9 protein-coding genes and 3 pseudogenes are annotated in these 18,399 nt (G+C 59.8%); 6 read left to right on the forward strand and 6 right to left on the reverse strand.

Features of this window, described 5'->3' with window-relative positions; all coding sequences use genetic code 11:
- Nucleotides 1-73 precede the first annotated feature (73 nt).
- The gene (hpt, locus tag QTA57_RS13820) at nt 74-610 is read left to right on the forward strand and encodes a hypoxanthine phosphoribosyltransferase (protein WP_290152016.1); all 537 of its coding nucleotides are present in this window, start codon (nt 74-76) and stop codon (nt 608-610) included.
- Nucleotides 611-636: 26 nt separating this feature from the next.
- On the opposite strand, the gene lipA is transcribed toward hpt, so the two are convergent.
- The gene (gene lipA / locus QTA57_RS13825) at nt 637-1,590 is read right to left on the reverse strand and encodes a lipoyl synthase (RefSeq protein ID WP_290152017.1); all 954 of its coding nucleotides are present in this window, start codon (nt 1,588-1,590) and stop codon (nt 637-639) included.
- Between the two features lie 539 nt (nt 1,591-2,129).
- Nucleotides 2,130-3,263, reverse strand: coding sequence for a DUF6456 domain-containing protein (locus QTA57_RS13830; protein ID WP_290152018.1), 1,134 nt, complete (start codon nt 3,261-3,263; stop codon nt 2,130-2,132).
- A gap of 212 nt (nt 3,264-3,475) precedes the next feature.
- On the opposite strand from QTA57_RS13830, the gene QTA57_RS13835 reads away from it, so the two are divergent.
- On the forward strand, nt 3,476-3,751 hold the full coding sequence (locus tag QTA57_RS13835; RefSeq protein WP_290152019.1) for a DUF6477 family protein: 276 nt from the start codon (nt 3,476-3,478) through the stop codon (nt 3,749-3,751).
- Between the two features lie 12 nt (nt 3,752-3,763).
- Here QTA57_RS13835 and QTA57_RS13840 read toward each other — a convergent pair.
- Nucleotides 3,764-5,301: pseudogene (locus tag QTA57_RS13840) on the reverse strand (trimethylamine methyltransferase family protein).
- Between the two features lie 138 nt (nt 5,302-5,439).
- On the opposite strand from QTA57_RS13840, the gene guaA reads away from it, so the two are divergent.
- Complete coding sequence (gene guaA, locus QTA57_RS13845; RefSeq protein ID WP_290152021.1) at nt 5,440-7,014, forward strand: glutamine-hydrolyzing GMP synthase; 1,575 nt, start codon at nt 5,440-5,442, stop codon at nt 7,012-7,014.
- A gap of 306 nt (nt 7,015-7,320) precedes the next feature.
- Here guaA and QTA57_RS13850 read toward each other — a convergent pair whose 3' ends face one another.
- Nucleotides 7,321-8,664, reverse strand: a complete 1,344-nt coding sequence (locus tag QTA57_RS13850; protein WP_290152022.1) for a PQQ-like beta-propeller repeat protein — start codon at nt 8,662-8,664, stop codon at nt 7,321-7,323.
- Nucleotides 8,665-8,701: 37 nt separating this feature from the next.
- The gene (locus QTA57_RS13855; protein ID WP_290152023.1) at nt 8,702-9,475 is read right to left on the reverse strand and encodes a hypothetical protein; all 774 of its coding nucleotides are present in this window, start codon (nt 9,473-9,475) and stop codon (nt 8,702-8,704) included.
- A 300-nt stretch (nt 9,476-9,775) separates the two neighbouring features.
- On the opposite strand from QTA57_RS13855, the gene QTA57_RS13860 reads away from it, so the two are divergent.
- The 3 genes and pseudogenes from QTA57_RS13860 (at nt 9,776) to QTA57_RS13870 (ending at nt 16,370) form a co-directional block, all read left to right on the forward strand.
- A complete protein-coding gene (locus tag QTA57_RS13860; RefSeq protein WP_330696688.1) occupies nt 9,776-11,017 on the forward strand; it encodes an efflux RND transporter periplasmic adaptor subunit in 1,242 nt (413 codons plus the stop codon).
- Nucleotides 11,014-14,811, forward strand: coding sequence for an efflux RND transporter permease subunit (locus QTA57_RS13865; protein WP_290152025.1), 3,798 nt, complete (start codon nt 11,014-11,016; stop codon nt 14,809-14,811). Before QTA57_RS13860 ends, QTA57_RS13865 begins: the two co-directional genes overlap by 4 nt.
- 433 nt (nt 14,812-15,244) lie before the next feature.
- Nucleotides 15,245-16,370: pseudogene (locus tag QTA57_RS13870) on the forward strand (multidrug effflux MFS transporter).
- Between the two features lie 181 nt (nt 16,371-16,551).
- Here the strand turns inward: QTA57_RS13870 and QTA57_RS13875 are convergent.
- Nucleotides 16,552-18,392, reverse strand: a pseudogene (locus QTA57_RS13875) (ABCB family ABC transporter ATP-binding protein/permease).
- Between the last annotated feature and the right edge of the window lie 7 nt (nt 18,393-18,399).

The raw sequence follows: 18,399 nt of genomic DNA on the forward strand, positions 1-18,399 counted from the left end.
CTTTTAACTTTCTTTTCGTCGGCGTCATGTCGTAGAGTTCGGCGCAGAAATCAAGCCATGAGGCGGGGGCAGAATGGCGCAGCGGGCCTATGAAATCGACATGATGATCTCGGCCAAGGCGATTGCGGCGCGGATCGAAGACTTGGCGCGCGAGATCGAGGCGGAGTTTGCCGGGACCGACAAACTGATCCTTGTCGGACTTCTTAGGGGCAGCTTTGTCTTTATCGCCGATCTGGTCCGCGAGCTGGATTTGCCAGTCGAAATCGACTTTCTGGAAGCGTCCTCCTATGGGAACAGCACGGAAAGTTCACGTGAGGTTCGAATATTGAAAGACCTGCGTGGGGAGATTGGTGGCCGCGATGTGCTGGTGGTCGAAGATATCGTCGATACCGGCCACACGTTGAACCATGTGACGACATTGCTGGCCTCTCGCGAGCCGCGCACGCTTAAAACCATCGCCCTGCTCGACAAGCCGACCCGGCGCGAAGTCGACATCAAAGCCAATTGGACCGGGTTTGAAATCCCGGATGAATTTGTCGTGGGCTATGGCATTGATTACGCGCAACGCAATCGCAACCTGCCCTATATCGGCAAGGTGCGATTCATCTAATCCGAAGCGCGGCGCCGGTGAACCTCCTAAGCTTTCGCCAAAGTCGCCTCGCGCGCCGCGCGCAATTGCGTGAAATCATCGCCCGCATGGTAAGATGACCGGGTGAGCGGCGTGGCCGAGACCATCAAAAAGCCTTTGCCATAAGCGGCTTTTTCATAGGCTTTGAACTCTTCCGGCGTCACAAAGCGGTCCACCGCGTGGTGTTTCGGCGTCGGCTGCAGATACTGCCCAATAGTCAGAAAATCGATATCCGCGGCGCGCATATCTTCCATCACCTGCATCACAGCCTGTTTGTCTTCGCCCAAGCCAACCATGATGCCAGATTTGGTGAACATCGACGGGTCGAGCTCCTTGACCCGCTGCAACAGCCGCAGCGAATGGAAATAGCGCGCGCCGGGCCGGACCTCCGGATAGAGACCAGGCACGGTCTCGAGGTTGTGGTTGAACACATCCGGCTTGGCGGCCACGACCACCTCCAGCACCGCAGGATCACAGCGCAGGAAGTCTGGCGTCAGAATCTCGATCGTGGTGCCGGGCGCCTGGCGGCGAATGGCGCGGATCGTTTGGGCGAAATGCTCCGCCCCGCCATCTTCGATATCGTCACGATCGACCGAGGTGATAACAACATGGTTCAGCCCGAGCTTCTTGACCGCGTCGGCCACCCGGCCCGGCTCAAACACATCCAAGTCTTCCGGCGGCTTGCCCGTGGCGATGTTGCAGAAGGTGCAGGCCCGGGTGCAGACCTCGCCCATGATCATCATCGTGGCGTGGCCTTGCGACCAGCATTCGCCAACATTCGGACAGCCCGCTTCTTCGCAGACTGTCGTCAGCTTGTGCTCGCGCATGATCTTATGGGTTTGCTTATATCCCTCGCCCACCGGGGCCTTCACCCGAATCCAATTCGGCTTCTTCGGTTGCGGGTTATCGGGGCGCCGCGCCTTCTCGGGATGGCGCTGCTCAGGAATTTTCAGGTCGCGCATCGGGGTCTCCGTCACGGAATGGTTTAACATTAAATAACCCCGATATGCCGCAATGTAACCTGTCAATCTGGCACAGGCGGCCTGCATCAGACGCAAAGCTGATACGGCAGAAGCTGCTTTATGAGGATTGACGGGTTTGTTTTCGGTCAGATCCGAAAGAAATCGTACATGGTCGTTGCCGCAAATCTGTTCAGCTCCACCTCTCGGCGGGCGCTGGTCCCCGACGACCGAACGTCTAGGAGGGATTTTAGCTGGCGACGCGGTGCAAAACAGGTCGTCGGGGGCTTCCCTCAAAAACGGTGCTGGTTAATCATCCGCCGGCAGACACACACCACCGCGCAATACAACCATAAGGCGATTCAGTTGAGATGTCATTTACTTGCAGATTAGAATTTCCGCAAAAATGCTAGAAAACATGTTTGTCTTCCGAGTTTGCGAAACCTGCGTAACCACCCTGCCTGTGGGCAGGTCTTGACCTACACACGGACAGGATGAATTCACCGGGCAATTCGGTCGAAGGGGCGTTTATCGCGGTGTCGTCAGTCGCGGCTGGCTGGAACGAATCCATATCGGCGCTCATAATGCTGCAAAAGGCGTTGAAGGCCGATTTTCAAGACGATCTTCCCGGAACGCGCCGACCAGCCAAGCCGCTTTTCAGCCGATTCCAATCCCTCCAGGAAGCAGCAGACCCGCATCACCACATCGGACAACCCAGGCCCCAGCTCATCCATCGCATCCGAAACCCGTTGCCGGGCCGCGCGTGGCCCCTCGGCCAAACCGCTATCGGACAAGAACCCGCCACGGTCGCCGCCGGTCAAAAACCGGTCCCAATTCTGTGCAACACGTGGGCCCATCTGCGCCCGCTCAAAATCTTCGCGAAGCTTCTCCCCGGCTTGAACCAAATCCATCGTCAAGAATGGTTTCCCGTCCGCCCCCTTGCGCCGTGCCACCCCGGCCAACGGCGATTCCGCTAGGTTGACGCGGAGTTTTCGAGACGCGCCACCCTCTCCAACAGTCCGCTCCCCCCAGACCTGATGCTGCGCCTGGAAGGGTGTCGCGGCTTCGGCCAATTCCATCCCCGCATGGCGACGGCGGCGATCTTCGTCGATCAGACGTTTCAGGGCGGACTTTCCCATCGCAGTGATCTGATAGGTGCTGACCCGACCGCGTCGGGTCGTGGAAATCCAATCCTTCAATGCAAAGGCCTGCGCAACGGTGCGCTCCACCACGGCGGTCCGAGTCTGAGTGCCGTCATGCCCCGTGCGCAAGACCACGGCCTTGTCCATATCTTGCGCAACGACCAAAACGGCCTCCTTCTCGCATAGGCGGCGCAAGATCCGGCGCGCCTCCCGGTTGATCGTCGGTTCATCGGATACCAGAGGGGACCGGTAGGGGGCTGTCATATGTGAAGGCTCCTTGGGCAAGTCAGTCAAATCGGTACTGGTTCGAGATGTCGCCGAGAGGGCTGTCAGCGCCTCGTCGATCAGCGGATCGTCGCGGGCCGTCTCCATGTGTCGGATCCGGCGCAAGATCGTGGACGGATGCGCATTATGGGCCCGGGCAATCCCGCGCATGGATTGGCCAAGCGCAACATGGCGCAAATAGTGCTCCGGCCCTGCTGGCAGCCAAGACGGCAGACAGAGGTCACTGATGTGGTCTTTCTGAGAGGTCACGAGGAGGCGCCCTCCGGTTTGCAAGCTGTGGATAACAGCGCCAAACCTTGGCTTTATTGATTACGGAAGCGTTAAAATCTGTGGAAAAGCTATGAATTGTTTTCAAATTGTAAACATATTTGACAGACCGTACGCAGCTTCAAAAAATGCGCAACACACGACCCGGCCAAGACAAAATCTCCCTCTCATGATCATAAGGGATGGAGGGTCTGATGACCGAACTAGCTGCCACTTTGTCGATGATGCGTCGTCCGCCGCTCCTGGTGCGCGCGGCAAGATTCGGTGCCGCGGTGATGGCCGGGAGGAGCCGTAAATCCGACGGATCAAACCAACCGTCTCTGAACCGTCTGCTGGAAGAAGAAGAGGCGTTGAACACGGCACGGATCACCGGGGAGGCCGGATATTCTCCAACCCGCCACGTGGAGGTTTTGACCGTGCTTGTAAGCGCCGCCACGCCAACACGACATCTCGCGGCTACGCCGACTTAGCCTAGGTAGCACCTAGACGAAGGCGTCCGGCATCTCGTCTTTGCGCTTCGCGATATAGGCTTTCAGCGCCTCATCAACGGCCGGGTCTAACATCGGCTGTTGGTATTCCGCTAGGAGCTTCTCGACGCGGAGCGCGGCCAATTGCATTGTGTCGCGCTCCCCTTCATCCGCCCAAGTTTCGAACGGTTTGTAATCCAACAGATCGCTGCGCCAAAACGCGTCTTTGAAATGGGCCTGGGTGTGGGCGCAGCCGAGGTAGTGCCCGCCCGGCCCCACTTCACGGATCGCATCCATGGCTTGCGCGTCTTCAGATGTATCGACACCCGCCGCCAGCTTGTGCAACACGCCCAGTTGATCGGCATCCATCACAAACTTCTCGAAACTCGAAACCAACCCCCTTCGAGCCATCCGCAGGAATGGAGCATGAAGTTCACACCGGAAAGAAGCCCGGCATTCAAGGAGTTGGCCGTTTCATAGGCCGCCTGCGCATCAGGCAATTTCGAACCGTTAAATGACCCAGCCGACCGATAGGGCAACCCAAGCCGCCGAGCCAGTTGGCCGGCCCCATAGGTGATCTGGCTGGCCTCGGGCGTGCCAAAAGTCGGGGCTCCGGAATTCATGTCGATTGAGGTCACAAAAGCGCCAAAGATTGCCGGTGCGCCGGGCCGGATCAATTGGCTATAGGCCACGCCGGCCAGCACCTCGGCCAAGACTTGCGTCAACGTGCCCATCACGCTCACCGGCGCCATGGCACCCCCAACGATGAAGGGCGAGATGATGCATGCCTGTCCGGCGGCGGCATATTCCTCAAGCGCGCCCATCATCACATTGTCAAATGTCAGCGGCGAGTTGATATTGATCAGCGAGGTCATCACCGCGTTCTGCTCAACGACATCCGCACCGAAGAGTATGCGGCACATTTCAACCGAGTCCCGCGCCCGGTCTGGGTCGGTCACCGAACCCATGAACGGTTTGTCGCTCAGCGACATATGGGCATAGAGCATATCGAGATGGCGCTTGTTCACGGGCACATCTGTCGGCTCGCAAACGGTACCGCCAGAGTGGTGCAACCATTTCGACATATAGCCGAGCTTCACGAATTTCTCGAAATCCGCCATGGTCGCATAGCGCCGCCCGCCCGCACTGTCGCGCACGAAGGGCGGGCCATAGACCGGGGCCAAAACCAGATTCCGACCGCCAATCTCGACATTTCGATCTGGGTTCCGCGCGATCTGCGTGAATTGCGACGGCGCTGTGGCACATAGCTCGCGAGCGAGGCCCTTGGGGATGCGCACCCGTTCGCCATCAACAGTCGCGCCCGCCGCGCGCCAACGCTCCAACGCGCCGGGGTTTTCCACAAAGGCAACGCCAATCTCTTCTAAGACGGTCTCCGCATTTGCTTCGATGATTTCGAGCGCTTCGTCGCTGAGCACCTCGAGATCGGGGATATTCCGTTCGATATAGCGCGCCGCCTCGATCCGAACCGCCGTCCGTTCGGCCCGCCGCGCGGCCCCGCCGCCTCCCCGTGTTCTCCGCCGTGCTTCGGCCATCGGTTCTCTCCCCGAAAATCTGCTTGGTGTCAGGTTTATCGCGCCGTTTCAGGACAGCACAGCCGGATTGCGGCGATTGCGGGGGAAAGCGACATCGCCGGGCTTGCACGCGCGCCGATGCTTGCCTATTGCCGTTCCATGAGCAGCACACCCCAATCCCGCCATCATGAGCGTCTGCTGATTATCGATTTCGGCAGCCAAGTCACGCAACTCATCGCCCGCCGTCTGCGTGAGCTGAATGTATATTGCGAGATCCACCCGTTTCAGGCTGTGACCGACGCTTTTCTGGACGCCTTCGCGCCGAAAGCCGTGATCCTGTCCGGTGGCCCCTGCAGTGTGATCGATGAAGGCTCGCCACGCCCGCCCGAGGCTTTGTTTGAGATGGGCGTGCCAGTCCTCGGCATTTGTTATGGTCAGCAGGTGATGATGCAGATGCTGGGCGGCAAAGTCGAACGCGGCCATGGCACGGCCGAGTTCGGGCGCGCCTATGTGACACCTGAGGCGGAGCGCATTGATCTGCTCAATGGCTGGTTCCTGGATGCCAAGGAACAGGTTTGGATGAGCCATGGCGACCATGTCTCCGCCATCGCGCCCGGCTTTGAGGTTTATGGCACCTCGCCCAACGCGCCCTATGCGATCACCGCCGATCTCTCGCGCAATTTCTTTGCCGTGCAGTTCCACCCCGAAGTGCATCACACGCCCAATGGCAAAACCCTCTACGAGAACTTTGTGAAACTGGCCGGGTTCTCCGGCGACTGGACCATGGGCGCTTATCGCGAGGAAGCGATCCGCAAAATCCGGGATCAGGTGGGCGACAAACAGGTGATCTGCGCGCTGTCGGGTGGGGTCGATTCCAGCGTCGCTGCCGTGTTGATCCATGAAGCAATCGGCGATCAACTCACCTGCGTCTTTGTCGATCACGGGCTGTTGCGCCAGAACGAGGCCGATGAGGTCGTGGGCATGTTCCGCGATCACTACAACCTGCCGCTGATCCATGCGGATGAAAGCGCGCTGTTCCTGGATAAACTCGAGGGCGTGAGCGACCCAGAGACCAAGCGCAAAATCATCGGCGGTCTCTTCATCGATGTGTTCCAAAAATACGCCGATCAGATCGAGGGCGCAGAGTTTCTAGCCCAAGGAACGCTCTACCCGGATGTGATTGAATCGGTGAGCTTCTCCGGTGGCCCCTCGGTGACGATTAAGTCGCACCACAATGTGGGTGGCCTGCCCGAAAAGATGGGCCTGAAACTTGTCGAGCCCTTGCGTGAGCTGTTCAAGGATGAGGTGCGCGCGCTCGGCCACGAGTTGGGCTTGCCCGCCAGCTTCATCGGTCGCCATCCGTTCCCTGGCCCCGGTCTCGCCATCCGCTGCCCCGGAGAGATCACCCGGGCGAAGCTCGATATCCTGCGGAAGGCCGATGCGGTCTATATCGATCAAATCCGCCGCCACGGTCTCTATGACGAAATCTGGCAGGCCTTTGTCGCGATCTTACCCGTCCGAACTGTGGGTGTGATGGGCGACGGGCGGACCTATGATTACGCCTGCGCCCTTCGCGCGGTGACCTCGGTTGATGGCATGACAGCGGATTACTATCCGTTTAGCCATGAATTCCTCGGCGAGACCGCGACCCGGATCATCAATGAAGTCCCCGGCATCAATCGGGTGACCTATGACATCACGTCAAAGCCGCCGGGCACCATTGAGTGGGAATAGATAAAGCGAAGATACCCTTTGCCCACGGCCCTGGGGGACGAAGCAGGCAAAGGGATTTTCATGTTGCGGGGCTGGAGCACCCCTGCAAAAGAACCTTCGTGCGAAACAAGTTACCAAAAGGTTAACGCCGCGCGAGGATATTAATATTAGCGAAAAGCGGCTCTGAAGACAGTGGCGCTAATCTATCATTTTATCTGGGGTACGGCCCGGTCTGCAGACCCGTGGCAACGTGTGGCGGTCGAGGGTTCCCCGCATCGCGGGGGGCGTGAGACGCTGCGCCGCCCGACTCCCGCACAAATCCGAAGATCAGCGATAGGCGTGCAGCCGCCCGTCTTCACTGACAACATAAAGCGTGCCTCCGGCGACCACAGGATTAGCCGCCGCCCCGCCACGGAGCGGTAAGGTTGACAACAAGTCCCCTGTCTCGGGCGAGAACATCCTGATTATGCCGTCACCCGACGCCACAACCAATTGCCCGCCGGCGAGCACCGGTCCGAAATGGGTGAACACGGCCTTCCGCCGCCGTTCGCGCTCGCGCACATAAAGCGGCAGTTCCACGCCCCAGATCCGCTCTCCGGTCTCGGCATCGACCCGTATCAGTTCGTTTCGATCGGACACGAAGAAAATGCTGTCGCCGGCTGGCATAACCGGTGAATAGGCGCCATCGGTTGCGGTCCAAATCCGGTTCCCCGAAGCAGCTTCGAGGGCAACCACCCGGCCCGACTGATTGCCGGCATAGATGACATCGCCCTGGACCACGGGATCGCCGGTGATGTCGTTCAGGTTGTTATAGGCCACGCCGCGCCGAGACCCTGCAACAGTCGTTCCCCAGACCCGCACACCGGACAGCCGAAGGGTGGCGACCAACTCACCAGAGCCAAACGGGAACACAACCAAACGGTCGGTGATCGCGGGGGCGGCACCGCCTGTCAAAACCGCTCCCGTCGGCGCAGCGGGCAATTGCCAGCGGATGCGTCCATTCTCGGTATTGATCGCCCAGGCCTGGCTGTCGCGGCTCACGATATAGGCCGTGTTGTTATCAATTGTTGGCGTGGTGATCCCCGCGCCAAGACGCTGCCGCCACTGCACCGCGCCATCGGCAACGTTCAGAGCAACCAGTTCGCCATAAGCCGTGGTCGCATAGACAGTATCCCCCGCGACCGCCAAGGCCCCGCCAGACACATTGCCGCCGCGATCAAACCCTGGTGTCAGATCAACCGACCAAAGCGGCGCGCCGCTCGTGGAGGTCGCCTGCAGGCCAGCCTGCGCATCCAGTGTGAAAATCCGGCTATCCGCGACAACCGGATCGGCCGTTATCCGCGCCCGGCGGCTGTTGCCCGTGCCGATATTTGTCGCCCAGAGTTCGACCGGCGTTGAGGCAAGCGCGGCATGCGGCGGCAAATTCTGAACATTCGCGCCGCGTTGAGGCCAATCGGCATTTGTTTCAACGGCGGCAAGGGTAATTGGCCGCGCCGCGTCGATTTCGTCAGACGCCGCTGTCTCGACCTCGGCCCCCTCCTCCACCGGCAAGCTGGCCGATAACGGCTCCCGCGTCCCGAAACGCTCACCTTCCAAAACCACTTCCCGGTCACAGGCCGCAAGCGCCGTAACCAGGCCGATCCCCAAAATTCCGATCCGGACTGTGCTCATCTTGCCGTCTGCCCCTCTTACCCGTCGTCTCTGCCGATCACTGGCTGGCCGCATCTTCGACCGCATCGTCGGAGCCGTTTTCATTATCCGACGGGCTTGTATCCTCTTCCATCGCTGGCGCGCTGTCATCCTCGACCGGTGCCGTTTCGACGGCATCACTCGGGTCGGCCAACACGGCACCTGCTTCCAGCGCCACAATCAACTGCATCGCGCGTTGTTGCAAGCGTAGCGTGGCTTGCGGGTCGTCTTGCGCCTGACGCAAGAGATCGATCCCCGCGTCGACATCTCCTTCGGAGAACCGGATATAAGCCTGCTGCTCCATCGCCAGGGCGCGATAGGGCGCGCCGGGCTGTGCCAAACGGTCCATTGTGGCCATGGCCATGCTCGGTTCCTCCGGCGACAGCATTTGTGCTTTCAACAGCGCCAAATCCCGATAACGCCGGGCAAGATCGGTGTTACCCGCCAAGGCGCGAAGCCGGGCCGCCGCCGCTTCAGCCCCCTCGCCCGCTTCTTCACCCGCCTGCAACAGGGCCAACACGATTTCCGCCTCTGGCGTCTCCGCAGGCACCTCGGCCAGCGCGGCGAGGCGCGCATCGGCATCATCATTGTCAAAGGCCGTCAGAAGCGTATCGCCAAAGGCTTCCGCCCGCTGCGTGTCTTGCGCATTGCGGTATTCATTCCAAGCAGCACCGCCGACCAAAATCAAAATCGCCAGGGCGGCGACCCAGCCCCATTTTTTGAGAATACGGAACAGCCGCTCACGGCGGACTTCTTCGCTGACCTCGTCGATGAAACTGTCCGTATTGGCCATAAAAGACGCCTCATTTTTTGCCGCTTTGGGGCGGAATTGACCGCTTGTGCCCTCTTACCGCGAAGCAACCGGGGTGAACAAGGGGCGGCGCATGCGGATTGCCTCATTCTGGCCCTTTGGCATCCATATGGCAGGAGTGTTTCCAATCCTTGCTGAACTGGTTCGTTCAATCTTGCACCGAGCCCCGGAAATAACTAATCTAAACGGAGCGGTTTAGCGTAGTGCACTTTAGATCGCCGCGAACAGGATATCGCCTGTCGGCAGCAGGCAAGCGAGGCTTTGATGAAGATATTTCCGATTGTGACCGCAGTTATTGTCTGCGCGGTCCTCTATATGGTCATTTTGGAACGCGATAGGTTGGTTGAATTTGCAGCCGGTTTCTCTGCTGATCCTGCGGAAGATGCGGCGACCGGCGACATGGCGGAGGACGCCGAAACCCTTGAAATCGCGCCTGATGAAACGGGCGCGCATGTCGTGCATGTGGTGGCCCGGCGCAGCGAATCCGCGATCGCCGAAAACGCCGTGCGCCTGCGCGGACGGACGGAGGCGCTTCGTCAAGTCAATGTGCAGTCCGAGACATCGGGGTTGATCATTTCGCCACCAATCCGCGCCGGTGCCTTCGTCGAGGCCGGGCAATTGATGTGCGAGATCGATATGGGCACGCGCGGCGCCGCCTTGGCCGAAGCCGAAGCGCGGCTCGCCGAGGCGCAATCGCGCCTACCGGAGTCCGAAGCCCGCCTCGCCGAATCCCGAGCGCAGTTGACGGCGGCTGAGATCGACAACAATGCGGCCTCTCGGTTGAGCGAAAGTGGCTTTGCATCGGAGACCCGCGCGGCAACCACGGCCGCCACCGTGTCGGCGGCCGTTGCTGCCATTCAATCGGCAGAAGCCGGTGTGGAAGCCGCGCGCAGTGGCATCCGCTCGGCGGAGGCCGGTGTTGATCAAGCCCGCGAAGAAATCTCACGGCTGCAGATTCGCGCACCTTTCGAAGGCCTGCTGGAAAGCGATACGGCCGAGTTGGGGTCGCTGATGCAACCCGGCGCGCTTTGCGCCACGGTGATACAGCTTGATCCGATCAAACTGGTCGGCTTTGTGCCCGAAGCCCAGGTGGACCGCGTCGAAATCGGTGCGCCGGCTGGCGCGCGTCTGGCCAGTGGACGGGAAGTCCAAGGTGAGGTGATTTTCCTGTCCCGGTCCGCCGATCTGCAGACCCGGACATTTCGTGTGGAAATCGAGGTGGACAATGCTGACCTGGCCATCCGAGACGGCCAAACTGCTGATATTCTGATTTCGACCGACGGTATCCCGGCCCATTTGCTGCCGTCTTCGGCCCTGACATTGAACGACGCCGGTGCGCTCGGCGTTCGTGTTGTGACCGAAGAGACCGAAGCACTGTTCATGCCGGTTACGATGTTACGCGACACGGCACGTGGCGTGTTGTTGACCGGATTGCCGGATCAGGTGGATGTCATCACCGTCGGCCAGGAATTCGTCACCGATGGCGTCGCCGTCGAGGTGACATATGAGGAGCTCACCCAATGACAGGCCTTGTCGATTGGGCCGCCTCGCGCGCCCGAATGGTGATTGCCTTTGTGGTCCTCTCCCTGACCGTCGGGACCGCGGCTTATGTTGGCCTTCCGAAAGAGGGCGAACCGGATATCGACATTCCGGGCCTCTTCGTCTCGGTCCCCTTCCCCGGCATTTCGGCGGAAGATAGCGAGCGGCTTCTAATTCGCCCGATGGAGGCGGAATTCCAGGATCTTGATGGGTTGGACTCGATCAACGCGACAGCGTCTGAAGGGTTTGCCGGGATTTTCCTGGAATTTGAATTTGGCTGGGACAAATCCGCGACCATCGCCGATGTGCGCGACGCGATGGGGCGCGCCGAGGGCGAATTCCCCGCTGGATCGGAGAATTGGCAGATCTCTGAGATCAACTTCTCCGAATTCCCGATCATCATCGTGGCGCTTTCGGGGGACGCGCCCGAACGGACCTTGCTGCGACTGGCCAATGAGATGCAGGATCGGTTGGAAGCGCTCTCGCCGATCCTAGAGGCTGGCTTGGCCGGTGATCGGCAAGAGATGCTGGAGGTCATCATCGATCCGCTGGCGCTCGAGGCCTACAACGTCACCGCCGCCGATCTGATCAACGCCGTGGTCAACAACAACCAGTTGATTGCCGCAGGCGAGGTGGAAACCGAGTCCGGGGCGATCTCCGTTAAAATTCCGGCGAGTTTCGATGGCGTCGAGGATGTCTATGACCTGCCGATTTCGGTGAATGGCGATCGGGTCGTCACGCTTGGCGAGTTGGCCGATATTCGGTTGACCTTCGAAGATCGCGCCGGCACGGCCCGGTTCAATGGCGAAACGACCGTTGCGCTGCAAGTGGTCAAGCGCCAGGGCTTCAATATCATCGACACCGCCGCGTTGGTCCGTGCAGAGGTGGAAGCCGTGCGCGCATCCTGGCCGATTGAGCTGCAAGACTCGGTGCGGGTCTCGGCGACACTCGATCAATCCGTGACCGTCGGCAGCATGGTGCGCCAGCTGGAAGGTTCGGTCCTGACCGCCATCGCGCTGGTGATGATCGTGGTTCTGGCAGCACTTGGCACACGTTCGGCGCTTTTGGTCGGATTTGCGATCCCGACCTCGTTCCTGCTCTGCTTTATCCTGCTTGGGATCATGGGGATCGCGATTTCGAATATCGTGATGTTCGGCTTGATCCTTGCTGTGGGCGTGCTGGTCGATGGCGCGATTGTGGTCGTGGAATATGCCGATAAACGGCTAAATGCCGGCGCGCGCCCGATGCAAGCCTATACCGATGCGGCCAAGCGTATGTTCTGGCCGATCGTGTCGTCCACCGCGACGACGCTGTGCGCCTTCCTGCCAATGCTGTTCTGGCCCGGTGTCCCAGGCGAGTTCATGGGGATGTTGCCGGTTACGCTGATCTTCGTGCTCTCGGCCTCTCTGATTGTGGCACTGATCTACCTGCCGGTTCTGGGCGGTGTGGCGGCGCGGTTCACACGTGTTGTTGAGCGCGGGACTGCCTTGGTTTCCGCTTTGATCCCTTGGTATGCCGTGCGCCTCGCCGTGACCATTGCGGTCGGGTACGGCATGTTTATGGCCGCGATGATCACGATCAATCCGGGCATTCTCATTGAGCAAGATCCCGATACATCGGCCCTCATCGCGATGCTTCCGGGTGCGGTCTTGTTCGTGCTCGCCTCGGCGTTGATGTCGGTCTTCATCGGATCGATACAGATCACCCGCGCACCACGCCCGGTTCAGGCCGGGTATCGCCGAACACTCTTTGGATCGTTCATCCACGCCATCGTCGGCAATCCATTTATGCCCTTGGTCATGATCGTCCTGGTCGGAGCGTTCGTGGTCGGTGTGTTTTTATACTACAATGAAAACGGAAACGGCGTGGAATTCTTCGTTGAAACAGAGCCGGAGAACGCGGTCGTCTATGTTAGAGCGCGCGGCAACCTGTCGGTCGGCGAGATGGACGCGCTTGTGGCCCAAGTCGAAGAGATCGTGTTGGAGGCAGAAGGTGTGCGTGATGTCTTCGCTTTCTCCGGCGATGGCGGGTTGAACAACAACACTGGCGGCGCCGCCGCCCCTGCCGATACCATTGGTCAGGTGCAGATGGACCTCGAACCGTGGGGTACCCGGGAAGACGGCAATGTGATCCTCGATCGATTACAGGTCGAGTTGGACCGGATCCCAGGTATCGAAACGGAAATCTTTGAGCAGGCGCAGGGCCCTGCCGATGGCAAGCCGGTCAGTCTTCGCCTGTCCGGCGATGACTGGGATGAGTTGCAAGACGCCACCCGGATCGCCCGGGCGTATTTCGAGGACCTGCCCGGACTGACCCTTGTGGAAGACAGTCTGCCGCTCCCCGGCATCGATTGGCAGATCAATGTCGATGTTGAGGCGGCGGGCCGCTACGGTGCCGATGTCGCCACCGTCGGCGCGATGGTGCAGCTGATCACCCGTGGCATCCTGCTCGACACGATGCGTGTGCCAACTTCGGATGAAGAGATCGATATTCGGGTGCGCTTCCCTGATGAAGCGCGCGTGCTGTCGACCCTCGACACACTCCGTGTCCGGACCTCAGACGGGCTCATCCCGCTGTCGAATTTCGTCACCTATGAGCCGACGCCGCAACTGGCCACGATTGAGCGCATCGACCAAAGCCGGGTCTTCGACGTGAAGGCCGATGTGCTGACGGGTCTTTCTCGTGTTGATACAGCGGATGGCGATACCTTAGGCCTCATCCAAGCTGTACCGGAGGGCGCGAGCGCGGAGCTGACGGGTTCCGATGGGACAGGGTATCGGATTTTTGTTCTTTCTGCCGATGTGGCCGCTGCTGATGTGATTAACGGGGTTGAGACCGGCGATCTTTCCCTGACACCTGTGAACGCCAACGAGCGGATCGCAGAGATCACCGAGTGGCTCGAAGCAGAGGCCCCCTTCCCGAACTCCGTCAACTGGGAATGGGCCGGCGACCAGGAAGAGCAACAGGAAAGTCAAGCGTTCCTAGCGCAGGCCTTCCTGGGGGCCCTTGGCCTGATGTTCATCATCCTTCTGGCGCAGTTCAACTCGGTCTATAACGCTGTGCTGGTTTTGATGGCCGTGGTTTTGGCCACAACCGGTGTCTTGATCGGCATGTTGATCCGGGATCAAACCTTCTCGATCATCATGACCGGGACTGGGATCGTCGCCTTGGCCGGGATCGTGGTGAACAACAATATCGTTCTGATCGATACCTATCAGGAGTATGCCCGTTACATGCCGCGTCTTGAGGCAATCATACGGACGGCCGAGGCTCGGATTCGTCCGGTTCTGTTGACCACGATCACCACCATAGCGGGTCTAACGCCGATGATGTTTGGCGTTAGCCTCGATTTCGGTGCTGGCGGCTATACGATCGATAGCCCGACGGCGCTCTGGTGGAAGCAACTCGCGACAGCCGTGGTCTTCGGCCTTGCTGTTGCAACCGTGCTAACCCTGGTCTTCACACCGTCACTCCTGGCCCTCAGGGTTTGGTCGGGAACGATTGCGATGTGGAGCGGGCGAGCGCTTGGACGTTTGGGCGCGAATACGATGAGCCGCCGGGCGCAGGACTGGTCTCTGGCCCGCGCCGCAAACCACACATATGATCCGATGATCCTCTGGGAAACGGCGTCAGAAGCCGCCGGTGCGGGCGGCGAAGATGACGGTCCAATGGCGGCCCCGGCCGCGTCGACCAAAACAAAAGCCGCAGACACATCGGTCGAGCCATCCGAAGAGGACGCCGCCCCAACGGGTCGTCCACCCCTTCGGGCCGCAGAGTAAACGGCACAGACCATGGGTGCAGGCCGTCTTCGCTTTGCGCCCATGGTCCAGTTTCCGGCTCGTGGACAATGATATATACGGTTCTTGCCTGACGATTGAGAACCTCGTCGGCGTCGCATCTCTGTCTTCGAACCGTCAAAAACGTCCAACGCGCCACCTCACAGGAACGGCAGCTTTCCTTGTTGTCACCGGGGATCAAGCTGACTACGCTTGGTTCCAAAGGAGTTAGACCATGATCTTTAATCTCGTCGTCGTAGTGAACCAGAGGTGCATGGTCTGATAAGGTTCTCCATGAACGTTTCCATGCGCCCCCGACATTCTCGGGGGCTTTTTTGTTTCTCAAAATCAGAACGCCAAGATGACCCGCATAAGAACGCCTCCGCATTTAGGTACACTGATCCTGTTGACCGGGTTCTCGCCCCTGTCGCTCAACATGTTCTTGCCATCTCTGGCCAACATCGCTGTCGATCTTGAAACCGACTACGGCACCGTGAGCTGGGCAGTCTCTGGATATCTGGCAATGACTGCGATCATTCAGCTCATCATAGGCCCCTTGTCAGACCGGATTGGCAGGCGACCGGTCCTGCTGGTGGCTCTGCTTGTGTTTGCAGTTGCGTCCGTGGGGTGCGCTTTTGCGCCGAATATTGAGGTCTTTCTGCTCTGCCGGATGCTCCAGGGTGGCGTCATCGGCGGGTATACTTGTGTCTCTCGCGATAGTCCGGGACACAAGAACGGAACGAGAGGCCGTGAGTCTGATCGGCTATATCGGGATGGCCATGGCAGTCGCCCCGATGATCGCTCCCATGCTGGGTGGCGTTCTGGACACCTTCTTTGGGTGGCGGTCTGTCTTTGGCTTCTACGCTGTCGGCGGCTTTGGATTGCTGTTGCTTTGCTGGTTGGATCTTGGAGAGACGAAGCCACAGAAAGCCGTGGATACCGGCCCTCCGGTGTCTGTCACGACGACGCTTATCCGCGAACCACTTTTCTGGGCCTACGCGCTCTGCGGCACTCTCTCTGTCGGCGCCTTCTACATCTTTTTGACGGGTGCGCCCCTCGTCGCCCAGTCCAGCTTTGATGTCACAACCGCCGAACTTGGGGTCTACATCGGGACAATCACGGTTGGCTTTATGATCGGCGGGTTCCTTGCCGGTCGCTTGGGGAAGCGCTTTGAGCCGACAACCATGATGATAGCGGGTCGGGTTGTGGCCTGCACTGGTCTGGTGGCTGGTTTGGTTCTGCTCGCTTTGGGGATCACCTCAACGGAACTCTTCTTTGCCAGCACTCTCTTCGTCGGACTTGGGAACGGGATTACGATGCCCGGAAGCAATGCCGGGGCTATGTCGGTGCGTCCTGACCTTGCCGGGAGCGCCGCAGGACTAAGCGGTGCTCTCATCGTTGCAGGCGGTGCCGTCCTTACCGCCGCGACGGGCAACCTCATCTCAGAAACCAACGGTCCACAAACCTTGCTTGTCCTGATGCTCATGGCATCCGCAATGGGTCTGGGCTTCGCCATTTGGGCGGCCTGGCTCAAGCAAAGATATGCTGATCGTCAGGCCTAAGAGCGGCCTTTGGCGCATCAGTTCCACAATCGCATCTTGGCCGACGATCAGAGCCCCAATCTCACAGCCCAAATTTGGTCGAAGCTCAGAAAGATAGGCTGACCCGAGCCAAAACTCCGTGGCAACGCGGGTCAAGGAGGGCTCCCGAAGGGGGCGTGACACGGCCCGCCGCCTCCCTGCTTTAAGCGGCGTTCTCTTCCTCGGCCATCTGGCGATGCCACATCGCCGCATAACGCCCGGCGCGGGCCACCAACTCGTCATGGGTTCCACGCTCGACGATTTCCCCCGCTCCAACACGATGATCTGATCGGCGTCCACAACCGTCGAAAGCCGGTGCGCGATGGTGATGACCGACCGCCCCTGCCCCATCATTCGCAACTCTTCCTGAATATCGCGCTCGGTTTCGGTATCGAGGGCTGAGGTCGCCTCATCCAAAAGCAAGATCGGCGGGTCTTTCAGCAAGGTCCGGGCAATGCCCACCCGCTGCTTCTCACCGCCCGACAGTTTCAAACCGCGCTCGCCCACTGCGGTCTCGTACCCCTCTGGCAAGGCCGCAACGAAATCATGAATCTTCGCTGCCCGCGCCGCCGCCTCGATCTCAGCGAATGTTGCCTCAGGGCGGCCATAGGCGATGTTGTAGCGGATCGTGTCGTTGAACAGCACCGTGTCCTGCGGCACCACCCCAATCTGCGCATGCAGACTGTCTTGCGTGATCTCGCGCAGATCCTGCCCGTCGATCCGGATCGCGCCGCCATCCACATCATAAAACCGGAAGAGAAGCCGCCCGATAGTGGATTTCCCCGACCCCGACGGTCCGACCAAGGCAACGGTCTTGCCCGGAGCGACGCGGAAACTGACGCCTTTCAAAATCGGGCGCGCCGCGTCATAGCCAAAGGCCACATCCTCAAAGACAACGTCCCCTTCGGTGCAATCCAGTTCCGGCGCATCCGCACGATCCGTCACCTCGGCGGGCTGCTCCAACAGATCGAACATCTCGCCCATATCCACCAGGCTCTGCCGGATTTCGCGATAAACCGTGCCAAGGAAGTTCAGCGGCATGGTGATCTGAATCATATAGGCGTTGACCATAACGAAATCGCCCACGGTCAAGCTGCCATCCTGCACGCCCAAAGCCGCCATCACCATCACAATCACCAACCCGGTGGTGATGATCAGCGATTGCCCGAAATTCAACGCCGCCAGGGAGTAAGACGTCTTCAGCGCGGCGGTTTCATAGCCCGCCATCGCGCCATCATAGCGCATCGCCTCGCGGTTCTCGGCGCCGAAATACTTCACGGTTTCGAAGTTCAGCAGGCTGTCGATCGCCTTCTGGTTCGCATCCGTGTCCTGGTCGTTCATCTCCTTGCGGATTTTCACCCGCCATTCGGTGACCTTGAAGGTGAACCAGATATAGATCGCAATCGTCACCGACAGCACGATCAGATAATTGATATCGAATACGACCGCCAGAATGATGCCGGTCAGCGCCAGTTCGAGTATCAGCGGCCCGACCGAGAACAACAGAAACCGCAGCAAAAACTCGACGCCCTTCACGCCACGCTCGATGATCCGGCTCAAGCCGCCCGTCTTCCGTGTGATGTGATAGCGCAGGCTCAGCGCATGGATATGGCGGAAGGTCTCGAGCGCCAACTGTCGGAGCGCGCGTTGCGCCACCCGGGCGAAAATCGCGTCCCGAAGCTGTTGGAAACCGATATTGGCCGCGCGCGCGACACCATAGGCAATGGTCACGCCCACCGCGCCGAAAATCAGAAGCCACGCAGCAGAGCCTTCCCCCTCGCCCGCCAGCGCATCAACGGCGGCCTTATAGAGAAACGGCGTGAACACCGCGACCAGTTTGGCCACAACGAGCATGACCAGCGCCAAGACAACCCGGTACTTCACCCAAGCCTGGCCCTTCGGCCAAAGATAGGGCGCGACTTTGCGGATCGTGCGCCAGCCGCTCCGCCGTTCGCGGGCTTCAATATCGGTGCTGTCGTCGGAGATCGAGATGTCGGAAGGCATGGGCTGG

It is taken from the genome of Fontisubflavum oceani, assembly GCF_030407165.1.
Classification (GTDB): domain Bacteria; phylum Pseudomonadota; class Alphaproteobacteria; order Rhodobacterales; family Rhodobacteraceae; genus Rhodophyticola; species Rhodophyticola oceani.